The organism is Pedobacter heparinus, from assembly GCF_032678725.1.
GTDB classification, from domain to species: Bacteria; Bacteroidota; Bacteroidia; order Sphingobacteriales; family Sphingobacteriaceae; genus Pedobacter; species Pedobacter heparinus_A.
The window spans coordinates 132,492-152,202 of the sequence record NZ_JAVTSC010000013.1 but is presented as its reverse complement, the minus strand read 5'-3'; the positions used below and the strand labels follow the sequence as shown (position 1 = coordinate 152,202).

Below are 19,711 nucleotides of genomic sequence, written 5' to 3'. Positions count from 1 at the left end.
ATGGACAAATTGTTAAACTTAAAATTAAACATATGAAAAAAGATTTACGACAAAGCCCCAGGTAGCCGTAAAAACCAGAAAACCAGAAGTGTTACTAGCACCTCTGGTTAATGTTCGGTATACGTCAATAAAAATTAACCATTAACCGCAGCTGCCCTTTGTTTTCGAGGCAACAGGCATACTGCTCAACCAAACAAGTACTAATGTATAGAATTTATACGAAGAAACTGGTCATGCCCGAATGGTATGCCCTTAAAATTTTGCTGATTATGCGATTAACCACCGTGATATTAATAGCATCCTTTATGCAGGTCAGTGCCTCAACACTGGCCCAAAAAATCAGTCTTTCTAAAACAAATGCTTCTTTAAAAGCAGTAATTAAAGAAATCAGGGCACAAAGCGGTTATGAATTCATTTACACCGAAAGCGTTTTAAAAGAAGCAGTACCTGTAACGATCAACGTTAAAGAACTTAACTTCGATGAAGTACTGGAACAGGTTTTCAGGAACCAGCCGCTGCGCTTTTCTATTGACAGCAAAACAGTCATCATCAGGCAAAAAGAAAAAAGCCTGTTGGAGCAATTAGCTGCGCGATTTCAGGCAGTTGATATCCGCGGCAAGGTCCTGGATGAAAACGGACAGCCGATGTATGGGGCCACAGTAAGGGTTAAGGGCAGCACCCGTGTAGTCACAACAAACAGCGAAGGCGAATTTACGCTCAAGGGAGTAGAAGAAAATGCAATACTTGAGGTTTCCTATTTGGGCTACCAGGTAACAGCGTTAAAAGTGACTAAAGAGAGCCGTGAGCTTACGATCAGATTGGCGCTTGCCGACAGCAAACTGAATGAAGTAGTAGTTACTGCACTGGGTATCAAGAGAGAAGAAAGAGCATTAGGCTATGCCATTACTAAAATAGACAGCAATCAGATCACCAATGCACCGGCTGGAAACTGGATTGATGCCCTTTCGGGAAAAGTTGCCGGTTTAAACATGGTCAGGTCAAACGGAGGCCCCGCCGGTTCAAACAAGATTATTTTGCGTGGCGAGAGCAACCTCACAGGAGGGGCCGACAACGAAGCCCTGATTGTAATAGATGGAGTGGTCGTCAATAATGGCAGTGGCAGGAGAACAGCCACAGGAGGATCTGCCGCCGCACCAACAGATGGCATACAGCCAACCGATTTTGGAAGTGGGATCAACGACCTTAATCCTGAAGATATTGAAAGCATTACCGTACTTAAAGGCCCTGGTGCCGCTGCATTATACGGACAGCGTGGCGCCAATGGTGCGGTGATCATCACTACCAAATCGGGCAACGCAAAACGCAACGCGATCAGCATAACCCTAAGTTCTAATGCGGCATTTGAAACCCCCAACCGCTGGCCGGATCTGCAATATGAATATGGGCAGGGCCAAAGTGGGGCCGACACCTATGGATATGGTGTGAATAGCGCAAGCAGTCTGGCTTTTGGCCCAAGGTTTAACGGTCAGTCTTTTGTACAGTACGATCCGGTAACTCAAACTGCGGCTACGCAAGCTACGCCCTGGGTTCCTTATACCAACCAGGTCAGGGAGTTTTTTGAAACCGGTAAAACCTTTACAAATTCCATCAGTCTTAGTGGAAACCTGCAGAAAAACACAAGCTTCCGCATTTCTGCAACACATGCTGACAACGAGTGGATCATCCCGAATACAGGTTACAAACGTACCAATGTTTCTTTTTCGGCCAACAGCAAAATAACCTCAAAATTAAGCTTATCTGTAAAAGCTGGTTATACCAACAGGGAGAGCGAAAATTTACCAGGCATGGGATACGGTAATCAATCTGTCATGTACTGGTATGTGTTTTGGGTGCCAAATGCGGATATCAACTGGCTGCGTAACTACTGGACAAATGGCAAAGAATACAGAGAACTTAAAGATGTTTTTACAGCATCACCGGAAAACCCTTATGCCATTTCTTATGAGTTTATCAATGGTTCAAAACGTAATGGCATCACTGGTAATGCACAATTAAATTATGCCTTTACCAAAGAACTGAGTTTGCAGGTACGGGCAACTTTAGACCGCAGCAGCGATGATCGGGTGCAAAAACGCCCCTGGACAGCATCACGCTTAGCTACCGGTTCATACCGGACACAGGATATTATCTCTAAAGAATATAGTGGTGATTTTTTATTGAAATACAATAAACAACTGAACAAAGATTTTAATATCATGGCAACCGTTGGTGGCAGTATGCTGAAGAACCGCTATTTCAAAAACGAAACCAGGGCCGATGGATTGCTGGAGCCAAACGTTTATAGCTTTGACAATGCGGAAAACCCCCTGATATATGTTCCTGATACTGCACGTTTCTCCCTGAACAGTGTATATGGCCTATTCTCTGCTTCCTATAAAAACTATCTTTATTTAGATTTAACCAGCCGTATGGATTGGAACAGTACCCTGGCTAATCCATTCAGAGAGAAAAGCACAGGTTTCTTCTATCCATCCGCCAACCTGAGTTTTATTGCTTCCGATTATTTCAAACTGCCTGAAGCCATCAGCTTTGCAAAGCTGAGACTTTCTGTTTCCCAGGTGGGCAGTGGCGGTACAGTACCTTACCGTACCGCCTATTTATATGGTTTGGCAGCTAACGGAACCTATCCAAATGGTTCCCTGCAAAATCCGGCCACCATACCAAATCCCGATTTACAACCACTAAAAACTACTGCCTATGAAATAGGCACAGACATTAAGCTGTTTAAAAATCGTCTGGGTATTGACATTGCAGCCTACGCCGGAAATACCAAAAACCAGATTTTAGAACGTATTGTTGACCGTTCTTCAGGTTATTCCCGTCAGATTATCAATGCCGGGCAGATCAATAACTCTGGCTTAGAAGTGGCCATTAACGGCACTCCTATACAAACCAAAAGTTTTAAATGGACAACCTTTATGACTTTTGCGACCAATAAAAATAAGATCATTGCCTTAGCCAATAACGATACCACTGTATTGTTGCGTTCAAGTGCAGTGGGCGGGGCTCAAATCATCGCAAAGGTTGGTGGCAGCATGGGCGATATGTATGGCACAGGATTTTTACGTGCTCCGGACGGGCAGATCATCTATAACGCCACTACCGGGATCCCGCTATTGTCAGGCACCCCGGTTTATCTGGGCAATACCATTCCTAAATATAAAGCAAGTATAGGCATCGAGTTCAGCTATAAACAGTTCAGGTTAAATGTGCTGTTTGATGCACAAAAAGGAGGTGTAGCACATTCCTATACCCATGGTCGCCTGGCCGATTTCGGTAAACTTTCGGCAACCTTGCCTGGTCGTTACAGTGGTATAACCGGAAAGGGTGTCGTGGACAATGGTAACGGAACGTATAGCCCAAATACGACCATAGCTACAGACATTACCTCGTTCTACAATACGGCTATGGGAACCCTTAACGGCGAAGGTGCAACCTATAAAACAGATTTCATCAAATTCAGGGAAGCGAGGTTTGATTATACACTGCCTAAGTCAATTCTAAAATCAATAAAAATATCCAGGGCAACTATAGGTGTCTATGGACGTAACCTGGTGATCTGGTCTAACTGGCCAATGTTCGATCCGGAGTTTGGTACTTTGAGCGGTACCGATATTGTACAGGGATTTGAGATCGGACAGTTCCCATCTACCCGTACTTATGGTTTTAATTTAGTGATAGGTATTAATTAACATAGCAATGAAAACAACAATATACATCCTTATCCTTTTTTCATTTATATCGGGCCTTGTTGCCTGCGATAAAGGATTTGACCGCGAAAATACTGACCCGATCAACATCATCAGCGCTTCAGCTGATCAGCTGCTGGCGCCGGCATTGGTAAACGTTTTAACAGGTAACCTGACGCGTAACCGTAATTTTAATAACGAACTGATGCAGGTAACAGTAACCCTTAGTGAAGACGATTTTACGGTATTCAGATATAATTTCAGGCCAAACATTGCAGATTATACCTGGAATATCTGGTATCCGGAACTCACTAACTTCAGGGATATCTATGAGATCGCTTCCAGGCCCGAATCTCAGAACAATTCCTATAAAGGCATTTCACTGGTATGCGAAGCCTGGGTTTTTTCTTTACTTACCGATACCTATGGCGATGTGCCCTTTAAAGAGGCCAATCAGGGAAAATCAGGTTTGGTAGCACCTGTTTTTGACCCTCAGCAGGAAATTTACACAGCTTTACTGGGCAAATTAGAAGAAGCGAATGCTTTGCTGACAGGGAATGTTGCTATTGAAGCCGCAAGTGATCCGGTTTACAAAGGTGATATTGCACTTTGGCGTAAGTTCTGCAACAGTTTACACCTGCGCCTGTTGTTGCGTTTATCCGGAAAACAGGAAGTAGCCGCCACCATGATCGCCAAGATCAAAGAAATGGTAGATACCAACCCCTCAAAATATCCGGTATTTGCCTCAAATGCTGAATCAGCTGTGTTAAAATGGAATGGAACAACTACCACTACAGATCCTTATACCAATCCTTATGCGATCAGCTTACGTGAAAATGATTTTACCATCCCTTCTATGTGTAATTTCTTTATCCTGAAGCTGGATCACTGGAAAGATCCACGGATAGACATCGGCGCAACATACGGGGCTAATGCGCGTAACAGGCTGGGCATAGCACCAGGTTCCGGTGGTTTTATTGGCATCGACAGCGGTTACGAGCCAGGCAGCGGAGAACTTAAGCAGGCCTATTTTTATTCTTTCGGCAACTCTGAATTTTCTTTACAGAAAAGCCCCCTGACGGGCATCATTATGACTTATGCAGAATTACAGTTTATATATGCAGAAGCTGCCGCCAAAGGCTGGATTTCGGGCTCTGCTGAAACATTCTATCATACAGGCATTGCAAATGCAATTAATTATTGGGTGCCAAACTTCAGTACAAATATCTCGGGGGCACAGTTCACCAGCTATATCACCAATGCAGGTATTGCATGGAACAACAGCTTGCCACTGGATGCCAGCACAGGAGACAGTAAAATGGAGCGGATCCATATCCAAAAATATTACAGCCTTTTCCTTACCGATTTTCAGCAATGGTTTGAGCACCGTCGTACAGGGCATCCGATCTTGCCTAAAGGTGAAGGCCTGAAAAACGGCGGGAAAATGCCGGCCAGAATGAACTATCCGGTTTACATACAATCAGCCAATCCAACCAACTATAGTAAAGCAGTGGCCAATATGGGAGGTGATGATATGAATACTTTGGTCTGGTGGCAAAAACCTTAATCAATAAGATTTAATCTATTTTAAAATATTTATGACGATGAAAAGGTTAATACTCAATATTTCATTGCTGTTTTCAGCTTTGTTTTTTTTAGCTGGCTGCGATAAAACAGGAAATTTTCCTGGTGCAGAAGTGAATCCGCATATAGCCATTTACGATTTAAGGAGCTTTTATAAAGGAGCTGATTATCCCCTTACAAAAGAATCTATGCTTGGCTCAACAGGCGTTACTGGTGTGGTTGTTTCAGACCATAGTGGTAAAAATATGACCGCCGGCTTGCTAATGGTGCAAAACAAGTGGAGGTTAAACGAGCTTAGAGGTATCGCCATTAATATTGGCGCTGACGCCTCAAATTATGTTCCCGGCGATTCGGTGACTGTAAACCTGGTTGGTGGTGTTATGAAACGTATCGACGGATTACTGCAGGTTACAGGGGTAAATGCTTCAGCTGTGGTTAAAGTTGCTTCAGGTAAAACCATTCCGGTTAACCGGGTTCCCAGCAGTTACATTCTGGCTAATCCCGATAAATACGAAAGTACTGAAGTGGTTCTTGTAAAAGGTGGTTTTGATCCTATACCAGCACCAACCGATACTTATAGTGGCGATAAATTGGTAAATGACGGTTTCGGTAATTTCACCTTACATACCGAAGCAGCAGCAACTTTTGCCGGCACATCTTTACCCGGTATGGCCAATTTCTTTGGTGTAGTAGAATATACAAAAGGTACAGATGATAACTATGCCCCTCATTTACGCATACGCAGACCCCAGGACATCATTTTATTGAGTTCTACAGTTACAAAAGCGGCCATTGTTATTTCCGGATTTCTGGCCATGCCAGAAGGCACACCATCTACCAATGGCGAATACATCCAATTTTTGGCCACACAGGATATTAATTTCGCTGTGACACCATATTGTGTGGTCACCCACAATACCAATTCTGCTTATCAGCCAACTGGTGTACCTGTTAATGGCTGGGCTACAGGTGGCAGACGTTCCTACAAATTTGATCTAAAAACAGGAACGGTAGCCAAGGGGCAATACTTTTATGTAGGTGGAAATTCCAACAAATTAATTAACGGAGTTGGCTCTACCAGCATTGCAAATGGCAAATGGATCGTAGCTAAAAATACCGGAAGCTCGGCAGGTGATGGTCTTGGCGACATCAATGCTGATTTGTTGTTAAACGGAACCAGCGCATTTGCAGATGGCATTGCGGTATTCGAAGGCCTTACGGTTACCAAAAATACAGTCCCGATAGACGTGATCATTACGGGTCCAAACGGTGCAATTTACAACCTGGCGCAAGAAGCTGGTTTACGTATTGCCAACACCGATTGGTATGATATCATAAACCCTGTTACCTTAGTGCCGCAGCCTTTGTATAAGCAAGGCTCAAACACCATTTGTTTAAGCCGTCCGGCACCAACAAATGCAGGTTTCTTCTATAAGCTGGGCGGCGTGTACAACATCCGTCTCGGACGCTGGGTAACAGCAAGATCACAAAACAGGGTAGATTTAGAAATCACCTCAGTACTTGATGAGCTGGAAAAAGAATTCCCTGTATCAAGCGGCACTATCCCAGGTCTGGCCCCAACTAAAGTTGTAGAGTAAGCCGTATATTTAACAACAGTATTATAACCCGGTGCTTCCCCAAAAAAAGGGGAGCACCTTTCAATAAAACATAAAATGACCAGAACTACATTTTTCCTGATTGCCCTTTTTCTGCAACTGAACTTCCTGACCGAGGGAAATGCGCAAACAAAACCTGCTGATAAAAATGCAAAGGTATTGCGCATCATGAGTTATAACATCCACCATGCCAACCCGCCATCTAAGCCCGATCTGATTGATCTGGACGCCATTGCCCGGGTAATCACCGAATCCAAAGCAGATGTGGTGGCATTGCAGGAAGTAGAAACAGGGGTTAACCGTAGCGGAAAGGTCAATGAGGCCAAAGCACTTGCTGAAAAAACAGGGCTTCATTATCATTTTTTTAAAGCCATTGACTACGATGGCGGCGATTATGGCATTGCTATATTGAGCAGGTACAAGCTGCAGGAGGTAAAACTGGTTCCGCTTCCGCAGCAAATCCTTGCTGAAAAACGCATACTCGGTTATGCAAGCCTAAAAATAGGTAAACAGAAAGTTATAGTTGCAAACACCCATCTGGATGCTACCAAAACACACGAGAACCGCATCGTTCAGATGCAGGGCATCCTGAAAGAATTTGAAAACATGGCACTCCCTGTAATCCTTTGTGGCGATTTAAACAGCGTTGCAGGTTCGGAAGTGATTAATTTACTGGATGCACAGTTTAAACGTACCTGTATAGAAAACTGCCCGGCTACCTCACCCCAGATCAATCCGCGCCGCACCATAGATTTTATTGCCACCAAAAATTTAAAATGGCCTATGCTGGACTATCAGGTGATTGCTGAAACTTATGCATCAGATCATCGCCCGGTAGTTGCAATTTTTAACTTAGCCAAATAATATGCGCTTCAGCTATCTGATTTTAAGTTTTCTGTCCTTTTTTTTGCTGGCGCCTGCTGCCTATGCAAACCCCGATCCCGAAGCAGCCCAGGCCTTCCTTAAACGGATCGTTAAAAGCCATGCTGCTGATTTTGAGATCAGTTATATTCCTGCAGCGGCTAATGGCAACGATATTTTTGAGCTGGAAAGCAAAAATGGGAAAATTGCACTGCGTGGCAATAACAACATTTCCATAGCCAGTGCATTAAACCATTACTTACGGCATTATGCCAACTGCCTGGTTTCATGGAATGGATCCAACCTCAATTTGCCTGCAAAATTGCCCCCGGTAAATACCAAAACCAGTAAAACATCGCCCTACAAGTACCGGTATTACCTGAACTACTGTACCTTCAATTACTCCATGAGCTGGTGGGACTGGGAGCGCTGGCAATGGGAAATTGATTTTATGGCGCTAAATGGCATCAATATGCCCCTGGCCATTACCGGTCAGAATGCCGTATGGAGCCGGGTGTATAAAGAACTGGGCTTTACCGATAAAGAGCTGGAAAGTTTTTTTACCGGGCCGGCTTATTTCAACTGGTTTTACATGGGCAATATTGATGGCTGGGGAGGCCCCCTTCCGCAAAGCCAGATGCAGGCCCATGAAGCATTGCAAAAAAAGATACTGGAACGCGAGCGTTCCTTTGGTATGAGCCCTATCCTGCCGGCTTTTACCGGTCATGTCCCTCCTGCTTTTAAAGACAAGTTCCCGAAAGCAAAGCTCAAAAAGACCAATTGGACCACCTTTCCTTCCGTTTACATTTTAGATCCTGATGACGAGCTGTTTACCAGGATCGGCAGGCGCTTTATTGAAGAAGAAGTGAAAACATTCGGCACTAATCACTTATATACTGCCGATACGTTTAATGAAAACACGCCACCAACTGACGATTCCCTGTACTTGAGCAATGTGAGCAAAAAAGTTTACCAGTCTATGGCCCTTGCCGATCCCGAAGCTACCTGGGTGATGCAGGGATGGCTGTTTCACCATGGCGAAAAATTCTGGAAGCCAACGCAGATCAAAGCTTTGCTCAATGCCATCCCCAATGACAAAATGATTGTGCTCGACCTCTGGAGCGAAAACTATCCGGTATGGCAACGCACCGCTGCCTACTACGGAAAACCCTGGATCTGGAATATGCTGCACAATTTCGGAGGCAACATCAGTTTATATGGCCGCATGGATGAAGTTGCCACAGCCCCGGTTAAAGCAAAGCAAGCTGTAAATGCAGGCAACATGCTGGGTATTGGCCTTACACCCGAGGCCATTGAACAGAACCCGGTGATGTACCAGCTAATGCTGGACAACATCTGGACAGATCAGCCCATTAACGTAACCAGCTGGCTAAAAGACTACAGCCAACAGCGTTATGGCCAGAAAAATGTATGGGCAGAACAAGCCTGGGCTATTTTGCATCAAACGGTTTACACCGGCGGCCTGCTGCCCGGAGGCCCGGAATCTATCCTTACCGGAAGACCTACCCTCGCCGAAAGCACCCGTGGCACACGCCCAAAAAAGAATTATAAACCGGCATCACTGATCCCGGCATGGGAAGCCCTGATCAAAGCGGCCCAAACTTTGAATACAGAAGGATTTAAATATGATCTGGTTGACGTGACCCGGCAGGTGCTGGTCAACTATGCCGACACCCTGCAGCGACAGTTTGCGCAGGCCTACCAGGAAAAAGACAGCAAAAAATTTAAGCAGCTGAGCAGGGATTTTCTGGCCGTAATGGATGATGTGGATTACCTTTTAGCTACCCGTCAGGACTTTTTGCTGGGCAAATGGCTCAATGATGCCAAAAGAATGGGCAGTACTGCAGCAGAAAAAAAACTGTATGAAAGAAATGCCCGTAACCTGATTACCCTTTGGGGCGATCAGAACAGCAGTTTGAATGAGTATTCCTGCAGGCAATGGTCTGGCCTGATCTCTTCTTTTTACAAACCGCGCTGGCAGCAGTTCTTCAGCTATGCAAACCAGCAGCTTAGCGCAGGTGCAAAGCTGGACCAGAAAGCCTTTGAAGAAAAAATGAAACGCTGGGAATGGGAATGGGTAAATAAAAATGACCTGTTTACCGAAAAACCCACTGGTGATGAAATTAAGGTGGCAAACACCCTTTATCAAAAATATATAGGGCAATTTAAAAAAATGTATCCCAATAAGCCGTAATTTTGTTCCATTAAATGCAACGATATGAATACAGAAAAAGCTATACTGGCAGGCGGTTGTTTTTGGGGAGTAGAAGAATTGATCAGGCACTATCCTGGTGTGATTTCAACCGTAGTTGGCTACACCGGCGGTGATGTTCCCAATGCAACCTACCGGAACCACGGGACACATGCAGAAGGCATATCCATTGTTTTTGATCCGGCACAATTGTCCTATCGTAAACTGCTGGAATATTTTTTCCAGATCCATGACCCAAGCACAAGGAACAGGCAGGGAAATGATATCGGTACATCTTATCGTTCGGCTATTTTCTATTTGGACGAAACACAGCAGGAAACTGCTAAAACTTTAATTGCAGAAATGGAAGCTTCCGGCATATGGCCAGGACCAATTGTAACAGAGGTGGTACCTGCAACTGATTTCTGGGAGGCCGAAGAAGAACACCAAAATTACCTGCAGAAGCAACCTTATGGTTATACCTGCCATTTTGAAAGGCCGGATTGGAAATTGTAAAAAAAAACGGGTGTCTGATCTGTCAGACACCCGCATAATTAAAGGGTTTACCAGTTTGGGGTCAGACTGGGGTTTCTGTCTGTTTCCACTCCTGGAATTGGCCATAAATAATGTTTATCCTCAAATTTAGCGGTATAAATTTTATTATCTAAAGCATCTTTGACATCCTTGTTCATCAAACCTTTCGCCAACTTCCACCTGATCAGGTCATAATACCTTAAACCTTCTGCAGGAAACTCAACCGCACGTTCGTGCATGATCCGCTTAAATACGGCATCATGATCTCTCGCTTCCAGCCAGGCCGGGCCGCTGTTGATGCCAGGCATATTGGTAGAAGGCCTTTTACGGACCATATTGATATACTTCACTGCATCATTCACATTTCCAGCCTCATTGTAGCATTCGGCAAGCATCAGCAAGACATCTGCATACCTGATGACCGGGAAATTAATGGGCACATGGTCCCTGTTGTTTGGCGGCAATTTACCACCCATATCCCCTTCAGGAACAAATTTCCTGAACAGGTACAGGTAATTGCTCTTATATCGGTTGATGACAATAAAGCCATTTACAGTTGCCACATTCGGATTGTAAACAAACTCTGTCATTTTATTCACGTTTCCTATAAATCCCAGGTAATTGGTATACGGCAAAATGATGGTCTGTTTCATCCTCGGATCTCTGTCCTCATACATGGCCAGCAACTGGCTCTTGTTTTTAGGATAAGCCGCTACCGTTTTAAAATCGGCTGATAAAGTAGCTTTCAAAGTTTCTTCTCTTACCGTTTTGCTGCCGTTATAACCTGGAATGTAATTGTCCCAGTTAAAAGGGTGGCCATCCTTGGTCTCATAGCTGTCCACCAGCTCAACAGAAGGCATTACGTTATTCCAGCTGGTACCTAAAGTTGCATTAGAACCCATATAATGGGCATAAGGCATACCGGCAAGAAAACCTACTTCCGAATACGTCTGAATTGCAAAGATCATCTCACTGCTTTCGTCTCCCCCAGGTAAGAACAGACCCGCATAGTCCGGATACAACTGGTATCCATAGCCTTTTCCAGTCGGATCAAGTACAATTTCTTCGAAATCCTTAGCAGCCAGGTCATATTGTTTATTGTACAGGTAAACCTTTCCCCTAAGCGCATAGGCTGCACCTTTGGTTGCCCTGCCGTTCTCGGCCGGGGCTTGTTTAGCCGGCAGGATACTGATGGCATCTGTTAAATCCTTTAAAATAAAGTCCCGCGTCTCCTGGGCAGTTGCTCTCGGTTTTTTAAGGTTCATATAATCTTTATCGTAATCCGTGGTTTCATCGTATAAAGGCACACCACCAAAATGCGTGAGTAAAAAATTATAGAACAGCGCACGCAGAAATTTTGCCTCTGCTGTGATCTGCGACTTCAGCGCATCATCAAGGCTGGATGCGGCAATATTTCTCATTACTTTATTGGCCCTTGACACACCTTCGTAGCTGTGCGACCACCTGTCCGTTACATAACCGGTACGTGAGGTCCAGGAACCGTTACTGATTTCCGTATAACCTGCTCCATCATAACCAATGCCAATGTCAGAAAGGCAATCCATGCCAAAAAACTTATTGTAGGTTTCGCCCAGGTTCAGCGCGGCATAAACTGCAGCAATTGCCTGCCTGGCCTGTGCCGGGGTTTTCCAGAACAGGTCTGTATTCAGTTTATCCTGTGGGGCTACATCCAGCTTATAACAGCCAGGCAATACCGCTGAAGACAGCACAAACAAAACGGCCAGTATATATATATTCTTTTTCATCTGATGGTTCTTTAAAAAGTTAAATTCATTCCAAACACAGCCTGTTTTACATTCGGATAAGCCATACCGGATACTTCCGGATCTAAACCTTTATACTTGGTAAATGTGAAATAATTTTCCAGTGTAGCGTAAAACCGGATCTTGGAGGCTTTGAGCTTTGACAATACATTAGATTGCAGTGAATAGCCCAGCTGGATGTTCCTGATCTTTAAAAATGACATGTCCTGTACCCAGAAGTCGCTGGAACGGATATTTCTGTTGTCATTCAAAAGTACCCGTGGGTATGTAGCGGTTGTAGGACGTCCGGGATACCATCTTCCATCGGCTATTTCCTGATTGATGATCCGGGACCATCTCAGCACAGGATTGTAATAATCGTTCTGGAAATAGCTCTTTATTCCCCCTACGCCATCAAGCATAGCTGAAAAATCAAAACCTTTATAATTCGCGCCTATAGTGAAACTATAGAAAAACTGCGGATTGGAACCCTTTCCTACATTCGCCCTATCGTTATCATCCACAATTCCATCGCCGTTCACATCTTTAAACAGGAAATCGCCCAGTTCCGGTTTTCCATAAGGAAAAGCATTAAGCCTTCTTTTTTTTGCGGGGTCAGTTTCCGGATCTGCAGGATCAAAAGGTGCATTGGCTATTCTATCCGCTATCAATTGTACATCAGCATCCGTTTGCACAATTCTATCCACCAGTAGCACATACTGGGTATTGATGGGTAAGCCTTCCTTAATCATTGAAGTTCCCGAAAGCGAATATTCATTGCCTTTAAATTTCAGCACTTTATTGGTATTAAAAGTGAAATTGGTACCAATAAAATAACCAAGCTCCCCAATTTTATCTTTCCAGTTTAAACCCAGCTCTATCCCTCTGTTTTGCACTTCGGCACTATTTTGCGGCGGTATAGAAATGGTACCGTTCACCAATGGAGCAGGCAAGCTGATCAATATGTTCTTGGTCAGTTTATTGTATGCATCTACATTACCCGACAAACGGTTGCTGAAAAGGCTAAAATCAAGACCTAAATTGGTCACATAGGTTGATTCCCATGCCAAAGCCAGATTCGGAAACCTGGTTTGATAAAAACCGTTCACAGGCGCATTGTTAAAACTATATAACAATGAACTTAACACAGAAATAGACTCATAATCACCTACAGCATTATTACCTAAAGCACCATAAGAAGCCCTGAGTTTTAAATCATTTAACCAGGATGCTTTCAGGGATTTCATGAATTCCTCTTCAGAGATCCTCCAGCCAACGGAGGCCGAAGGGAAATTACCCCAGCGGTTGGCCGGTGTAAACCTCGATGATCCGTCTCTTCTCATATTCAGTTCCAATAAGTACCTGGAATCCCAGGCCATGTTTAATCTTCCGAAATAAGAGTGCATGGCCCAGTCTCCGGCCAATGTACCCGTGGCCGTAGCCACACCGGTGGCGCCGTCAAGTTGCGTAAGGTTCTCATCAATCAACCCTTGCTTGATAACCGACAAATTCTCAGCAACATACCTTTCCTGGCTTCCGCCAACCATCAGCTTTATGTTCAGCTTATCCAGCACCGTTTTTTCATAGGATGCGTCGAAATCCATAAAGTTCCTGACATTGTTGATGTTCTGTTTCTGCACATAAAGGGGCACAGCGCCAGGCACAAGGATGGTATTGGTCTGGAAATTCCAGCGGTCATTTTGAGTCGGAACAGTGGTGATCTTATTATCAAACAGGTTGTAGTTATAAGAAGCATTGATGTTAAGGCCCTCCAGCGGGTTCACGTTTACATAAAACCTGCTGACCAGGGTATTCGTCTTATTGGAGCCGTCCAGCATATTCACATAAAAAATGGGAGAAAGGGCAACCGAGTTTTCCTCGGCGTTATTTGTCCCGCCAAACCTGCCGTCCGGATGTCGGGGAACCACTGTAGGAACTGCCAGGATAGAATTGATGAACATACCGTCCAGGTTCTGACTTCCCCTGTCTTTTGTAGAATAAGTTCCGTTTAAATTCATGCCCACTTTTAACCAGGTTGTAGCCTGTAATTGCGTATTAGACCGCAGACTGTACCGCTGAAAACCGGTGTTTTCTATCATTCCAGGATTATTGGCATAGTTGAACGACATAAAAGAGGTCAATTTATCCGTACCTCCCGATACAGAAACGTTATGGTTTATAGCCGTAACATCCCTGAACAGTCCGTCAGCCCAGTTGGTATTTGGCCAGAGCAGCGGATCGCCCCCTGCATTGTCCCGCCATTTCTGGATGTTCGCCTCGGTAAACACCGGTGCTACTGCCGAATTTTTTGCAGCTTCATTTAACAGTTCCATGTATTCCACGCTGTTGTCAACCAGCGGCATCAGGTGCCCTACCGACTGCCTGGTGGCATAGCCATCGTAACTGATGGAGAACTTGCCTTTTACGCCTTGCTTGGTAGTAATCAACAGTACCCCATTTGCTGCCCGCGATCCATAAATTGCTGCCGAAGAAGCATCTTTCAATACCGAAACAGAAGAAATGTCCTGAGGGGAAACTCTAGAAATGTCCCCTTCCACGCCATCAATGATCACCAAAGGAGCAGAATTGTTCAAAGTTCCCTGGCCCCTGATGAGTAATGAAGCATTGCCGCCCGGATCGGCATTTCCCGATTTTACATATAAGCCAGGTGCAAGGCCGGTCAGCATAGACGAGACATTGGTAATTGGCCTGGTCTCTGCAACTTTAGAAATATCAATGGAAGCTACCGCACCGGTCAGGTTTACTTTCTTTTGCGTACCATAACCTACCACAACCACTTCGCTCAAATCCGAAGCCGCTGCCTTCAGCTCCACATTGATCACGTTACCGCCAGCCACTTTTACTTCCTGGCTGGTCATACCCATAAAGCTGAAAACAAGCACTGCGTTGTCCTGATCTATAGTTATGGAATACTTTCCGTCACTGCCGGTTACTGCACGTTTGTTGGTACCCTTTACTTCAATGTTTACACCTGGTATCGATGTTCCCTTCTCATCTGTCACGATACCTGTAACCGTACGCTGCTGCACATTGACCAGGACAGGAACCTTGTTCTCCTTTTTTACGATCACCGTATTGCCATTCAGCGAATAACTTAAGCCCTGCCCTTCAAAGCAGAGTTCCAGAATAGCTTTCAGCTGCTCTTGTTTCACATTTATACTTACAGGTCTGGTATTTCTCAGCTGGCTTTCCGTAAACAAAAAGTCTACATCCGTTTGCTCCTTCAGCAATCTGAACACTTCTTTGAGTGGCTTCTGCACTACATGGATGCTTGCCCGCTGGGCCAATGCGGGGCTCGCATTTGCGGAAAACGCAAAAACCAAACTCATCAATAACATTAGCTTTAACATCATAAGCTGTTTTAAATAGCGCTTCCAAAAAGCTGGGGCGCTTACCCTAAAATTTTCATACATTTGTATATGGTTTAAAAAAATGAATAACGACGTTTATTAAGCCGAAAAATGTTCTCTGAACATTTTCAGAAGCCTGCTGTGCTGCAACACAAAAGGCTTTTGTTTTTTAGTAAGCTTCTAATACATAATCGTAACGCTCCTTTCTTTTCTTACAATTTTCACATCAACCAATTGTTCTATATAAGTCAACAACTCATCTATGCTCTTTTCCCTGGAAAAGGTACCACCCAGTTTTTCCTGCTTCGTAGCTTTCCCGACAATCTTATAATCGATATCATACCAACGGGAAATTTCATTCATCACTTCCTCCAGACTTAGATAATCGAAAGAGAAATAACCTTTTTTCCAGGAGATAACCGTGTTTACATCCACCAACCGTTTTCCAATTTCCGGTTTGCCCGCCATCTGGTACGCCTGCTGGCCAGGGCTGAGTTTCATCTTCAATTTACGCTGGCTATGGATCTCTACGCTACCCTCAATTAAAGTAGTTGCAGTTTCAAATACTTTATAAGCAGAAACATTAAATTCTGTACCCGTAACCCGGATATCCATCCCCTCAATTCCTACAATAAATGGATGGTCCACATTTTTTGCAACATCAAAATACGCTTCACCAACAACCTTCACCCTTCTTTCCTTACCTGTAAACCGGTTTGGATAAATTAGCTTTGTTTCTGAGTTTAACCAAACATTGGTCCCATCCGAAAGTGTAATCTGGTATTGTCCGCCCCTTGGAATAGACAATGTATTTTCAACTATCTTATCCGAAGAAATGCTTTTCAGCGCATTGTATTGAATGATGCCACCCGCCATTTTACTAATGCGTACATCGTCCGAATGATTCAATACACCAGTTGCTTTATCATCCAGGTAAATGACCTCCCCGTTTCCCAGTTGTAAAGTAGCCGCCTTCGTTCCCGGTTTTACGGGTTTACCAGTCGCATACGACAGTTCCTGATTTGCTTTCTGCCCCGGTAAAAACCAAAGACCCACCACCAGGCCAATCAGCAATACAGCTGCGGCAGTCAGCAAGTAAACCGGTAGGAAGCGGTTTCGCTTAAGGGGCCGAAAACCACTGAGCTCATCATCTATCCTTTTAAAGATCTCTTTTTGTACTTCTTTTTGATGTCTTTCATCCCTCCAGTCCCATCCACTTTTTTTGGAGCGTTCATCAAGCCATTTTTCCACCCAAACAGTTTCTTCTTCGCTGCTTGTGCCGTTCAAATACTTCTCTACGAGCGCATTTATGCTCTCTTTATTCATATCCTGTTTTTAATGCAAAATCTTTCAGATCCGTCACATCACCGATCTCTTTACTAAAGAGTCATTTAATGGAGTTTGGGGGTATAGCTTTTTTAAAAAAATATAAAAAAGGCTTCAGAATAGGAATCCAGCACGAAAAAGCATATCAATTGCTTAGTGTAATAAGAAATAAATGGCCAGCAAAGCATGGAACTTAGAAAGGCTCAGCCGCAAATGCCGCAAAGAATAGTTGAGCTGTTTTTTAACGGTCTGATCGCTCACCTCCATTATAGCCGCAATTTCCCGGTTAGACAAGCCTTCATCCCTGCTTTTCTTATAGGTTTCCCGCATTCTTTCCGGCAGTTTATCAATTTCCTGTTCCACAAACCGGGCCAGCTCATTTTTGATCAGCTGGTCTAAGGCATTTGGTTCAGCATCTTTTAGAAAAGCGATAAAACTTTCTGTCAATGCTGTTTCCTGAACATGGGCCCGGATATAACGAAGGGCCTTACGACCTGCAATGGTTAATGCATAAGCTTTAAAGGAATGGACATGCCCCAACTTCCCTTTAAGGTTCCAGATCGTTAAAAAAGTATCCTGGATAATGTCCTTGGCTTCACTTTCATTATGGATAATGCGCTGAACATAAAGGAAAAGCGTTTCCCAATATTTTTCATACAGCAACGTAAAGGCCTGGTAGTTTCCGGCATTTAAATCTTCCAGTATTTTTTTATCGTCAAGGCTGGTCATATCATTCCTTTTGGTAACTTGGGTACGTTACCGTATCGTAGGAATAAATATAACATTAAGTTTTTAATCTATCAGAATTTTTACAAAAAAAATAGCATTTGAAATTTAAGCCTGCTTATCGCGCCCTGCTTTATGGATGCTTTCCCTGATGCGGATTAAATATTTATTGCGGTAATACAAGTCTTTGATAACCAGAAGAACCTGTTCCTGTGCAGCAGTATCCAGTACTTCAAAACTACCGGTCTGCTTTAAAATATCATCAGCTATTTTCTTTTCAATCCCCGCAACTTCTTCTTTTAAAGCCCTGAGCTGTACCGGGTCGGGATCAAACTGCAGGTCCATCAGCCGCTCATTTACGTCCATCATCTCCATTAAAAAGCTTTGCGGCAATACATAGTGCTCTCCTTCTTTCAAAAGCCCTTTTAGTTCCAGGATATAATGCAACCGCTTTTGCGGATCACTCAATACCTGGTAGGCCTTGTTGTTCAGGGTACTTAGTTCCAGCACCTCCGCCTGTTTCTCCGCGCTTTCATTGATATAAAAATCCGGATGGTATTTTTTACTCCAGGCATAGAACTGCTGTTTGATCAGCGCCGGGTCAGGGTTAAAACTGAGCGGCAAGCCATAAAAGCCGAAATAATCAATCATTCCTTTAATGCCTGAAGAATGCCTTAAAGATGTCATTCCCGAGTACAAATACCATCAGCGACAACAGCATTACAAAACCCACAATCTGTGCACGTTCCATAAATTTGTCTCCCAGTGGTTTTCCTTTGATCATTTCAATGATCAGGAATACCACATGGCCACCATCCAGTGCGGGAATAGGCAATAAGTTCATAAATGCAAGCGCAATGGAAATAAATCCTGTAGAAGCCCAAAACCTTGCCCAGATCCATTCTCCGCCATAAACCTTACGGGCAATTTCAACCGGGCCGGAAAAGGCCTTATTGGCCTTAATCTTGCCCGTAAGCACTTTCCATATGCCCTTGGCATTGTCACTAAATGTTTTCCAGGCCTGGTTTGCCCCAACAGGCAATGCCGCAAAAAAACCATATTTGATGGTTTCTTCCTTGATTTCATTGGCGTTAAATAAAACACCCATCTTTCCTGCAGTATCCAGGGCTACATTGATATCCAGTAATTGTCCGGCCCTGTTCACTTTAAAATCAACAGTTTTGCCTTTAAACCTGGTCAGTTCAGCTTTAACATCCTCATCATATTTTACCGGTTTACTATGTACCGAAACAATCCGGTCACCAACCTTTAAACCAGCTTTAGCTGCAGGCAGGCCCGGGGGCACACTATCAATAGTTGGGCTAAGCAAAGGCTTACGGCTGATAAATTCCTCAATTCCCAGATCAGAAACTTTGTTTAATATATTATCGGGCACTTTAATGTCAATTGTTTTATCACCACGCACCACTGTCAGGTTGGTATTGCCCAGTAAAACTTTAGAGCTCATCAGCTCCTCAAAGCGGATCACCTTATTCCCGTTCACTGCAATTACCCTATCCCCTTTTTGCAGGCCAATCTCCCTGCCAATGCTGCCAGGATTTATCCCGCTCAGCACAGAACTATTGGCAATATAAGTTTCTCCATATTTAAAGGTCAGCATCCAGAAAATGAAAATACCCACCACAATATTTACAAAAACACCACCAAGCATCACAATCAAACGCTGCCAGGCTGGTTTAGACCTGAATTCCCAGGGCTGGGCAGGCTGTTTCATCTGCTCGGTATCCATAGATTCGTCAATCATCCCTGCTATCTTCACATAACCACCCAGGGGCAGCCAGCCTATGCCATATTCACAATCGCCTTTTTTAAAGCTAAACAGCTTCACGCCCCAGGCATCAAAGAACAGGTAAAATTTCTCTACTTTAATCCCAAAGGCACGTGCCGCCAAAAAATGTCCCAACTCATGTAAAATTACCAATATTGATAATCCCAGAAGTAACTGGGCCGCCATAATCAATCCACTCATATTTTTATTTTAATGTTC

General features: G+C 44.0%; 12 protein-coding genes. 6 read left to right on the top strand and 6 right to left on the bottom strand.

Translation table 11 applies throughout. The annotated features are described in order from the left end of the window. The first annotated feature begins 203 nt into the window (after window positions 1-203). The 6 genes from R2Q85_RS18985 (at window position 204) to msrA (ending at window position 10,499) form a co-directional block, all read left to right on the top strand. Window positions 204-3,713, top strand: coding sequence for a SusC/RagA family TonB-linked outer membrane protein (locus R2Q85_RS18985; RefSeq protein ID WP_316813369.1), 3,510 nt, complete (start codon window positions 204-206; stop codon window positions 3,711-3,713). A gap of 7 nt (window positions 3,714-3,720) precedes the next feature. Beyond that, a complete protein-coding gene (locus R2Q85_RS18980) occupies window positions 3,721-5,277 on the top strand; it encodes a SusD/RagB family nutrient-binding outer membrane lipoprotein (RefSeq protein ID WP_316813368.1) in 1,557 nt (518 codons plus the stop codon). A gap of 37 nt (window positions 5,278-5,314) precedes the next feature. Further along, the gene (locus tag R2Q85_RS18975; RefSeq protein ID WP_316813367.1) at window positions 5,315-6,892 is read left to right on the top strand and encodes a DUF5689 domain-containing protein; all 1,578 of its coding nucleotides are present in this window, start codon (window positions 5,315-5,317) and stop codon (window positions 6,890-6,892) included. Window positions 6,893-6,967: 75 nt separating this feature from the next. After that, window positions 6,968-7,774 (top strand): endonuclease/exonuclease/phosphatase family protein, encoded by an 807-nt coding sequence (locus tag R2Q85_RS18970; protein WP_316813366.1) that lies wholly within the window; start codon window positions 6,968-6,970, stop codon window positions 7,772-7,774. A gap of 1 nt (window position 7,775) precedes the next feature. Further along, a complete protein-coding gene (locus R2Q85_RS18965) occupies window positions 7,776-9,986 on the top strand; it encodes an alpha-N-acetylglucosaminidase (RefSeq protein ID WP_316813365.1) in 2,211 nt (736 codons plus the stop codon). A gap of 24 nt (window positions 9,987-10,010) precedes the next feature. Next, window positions 10,011-10,499, top strand: a complete 489-nt coding sequence (gene msrA / locus R2Q85_RS18960; RefSeq protein ID WP_316813364.1) for a peptide-methionine (S)-S-oxide reductase MsrA — start codon at window positions 10,011-10,013, stop codon at window positions 10,497-10,499. 47 nt (window positions 10,500-10,546) lie between these two features. On the opposite strand, the gene R2Q85_RS18955 is transcribed toward msrA, so the two are convergent. From R2Q85_RS18955 to rseP, 6 genes are all read right to left on the bottom strand, one after another. Continuing rightward, on the bottom strand, window positions 10,547-12,283 hold the full coding sequence (locus R2Q85_RS18955; protein ID WP_316813363.1) for a RagB/SusD family nutrient uptake outer membrane protein: 1,737 nt from the start codon (window positions 12,281-12,283) through the stop codon (window positions 10,547-10,549). A gap of 11 nt (window positions 12,284-12,294) precedes the next feature. Next, window positions 12,295-15,654, bottom strand: a complete 3,360-nt coding sequence (locus tag R2Q85_RS18950; RefSeq protein WP_316813362.1) for a TonB-dependent receptor — start codon at window positions 15,652-15,654, stop codon at window positions 12,295-12,297. Between the two features lie 177 nt (window positions 15,655-15,831). Next, complete coding sequence (locus R2Q85_RS18945; RefSeq protein WP_316813361.1) at window positions 15,832-16,977, bottom strand: FecR family protein; 1,146 nt, start codon at window positions 16,975-16,977, stop codon at window positions 15,832-15,834. Window positions 16,978-17,130: 153 nt separating this feature from the next. Then, on the bottom strand, window positions 17,131-17,706 hold the full coding sequence (locus R2Q85_RS18940; protein WP_316813360.1) for an RNA polymerase sigma factor: 576 nt from the start codon (window positions 17,704-17,706) through the stop codon (window positions 17,131-17,133). A 105-nt stretch (window positions 17,707-17,811) separates the two neighbouring features. Further along, on the bottom strand, window positions 17,812-18,354 hold the full coding sequence (gene hscB, locus R2Q85_RS18935; protein WP_316813359.1) for a Fe-S protein assembly co-chaperone HscB: 543 nt from the start codon (window positions 18,352-18,354) through the stop codon (window positions 17,812-17,814). Window positions 18,355-18,358: 4 nt separating this feature from the next. Further along, the gene (rseP, locus tag R2Q85_RS18930; protein ID WP_316813358.1) at window positions 18,359-19,693 is read right to left on the bottom strand and encodes an RIP metalloprotease RseP; all 1,335 of its coding nucleotides are present in this window, start codon (window positions 19,691-19,693) and stop codon (window positions 18,359-18,361) included. Window positions 19,694-19,711: the final 18 nt, after the last annotated feature.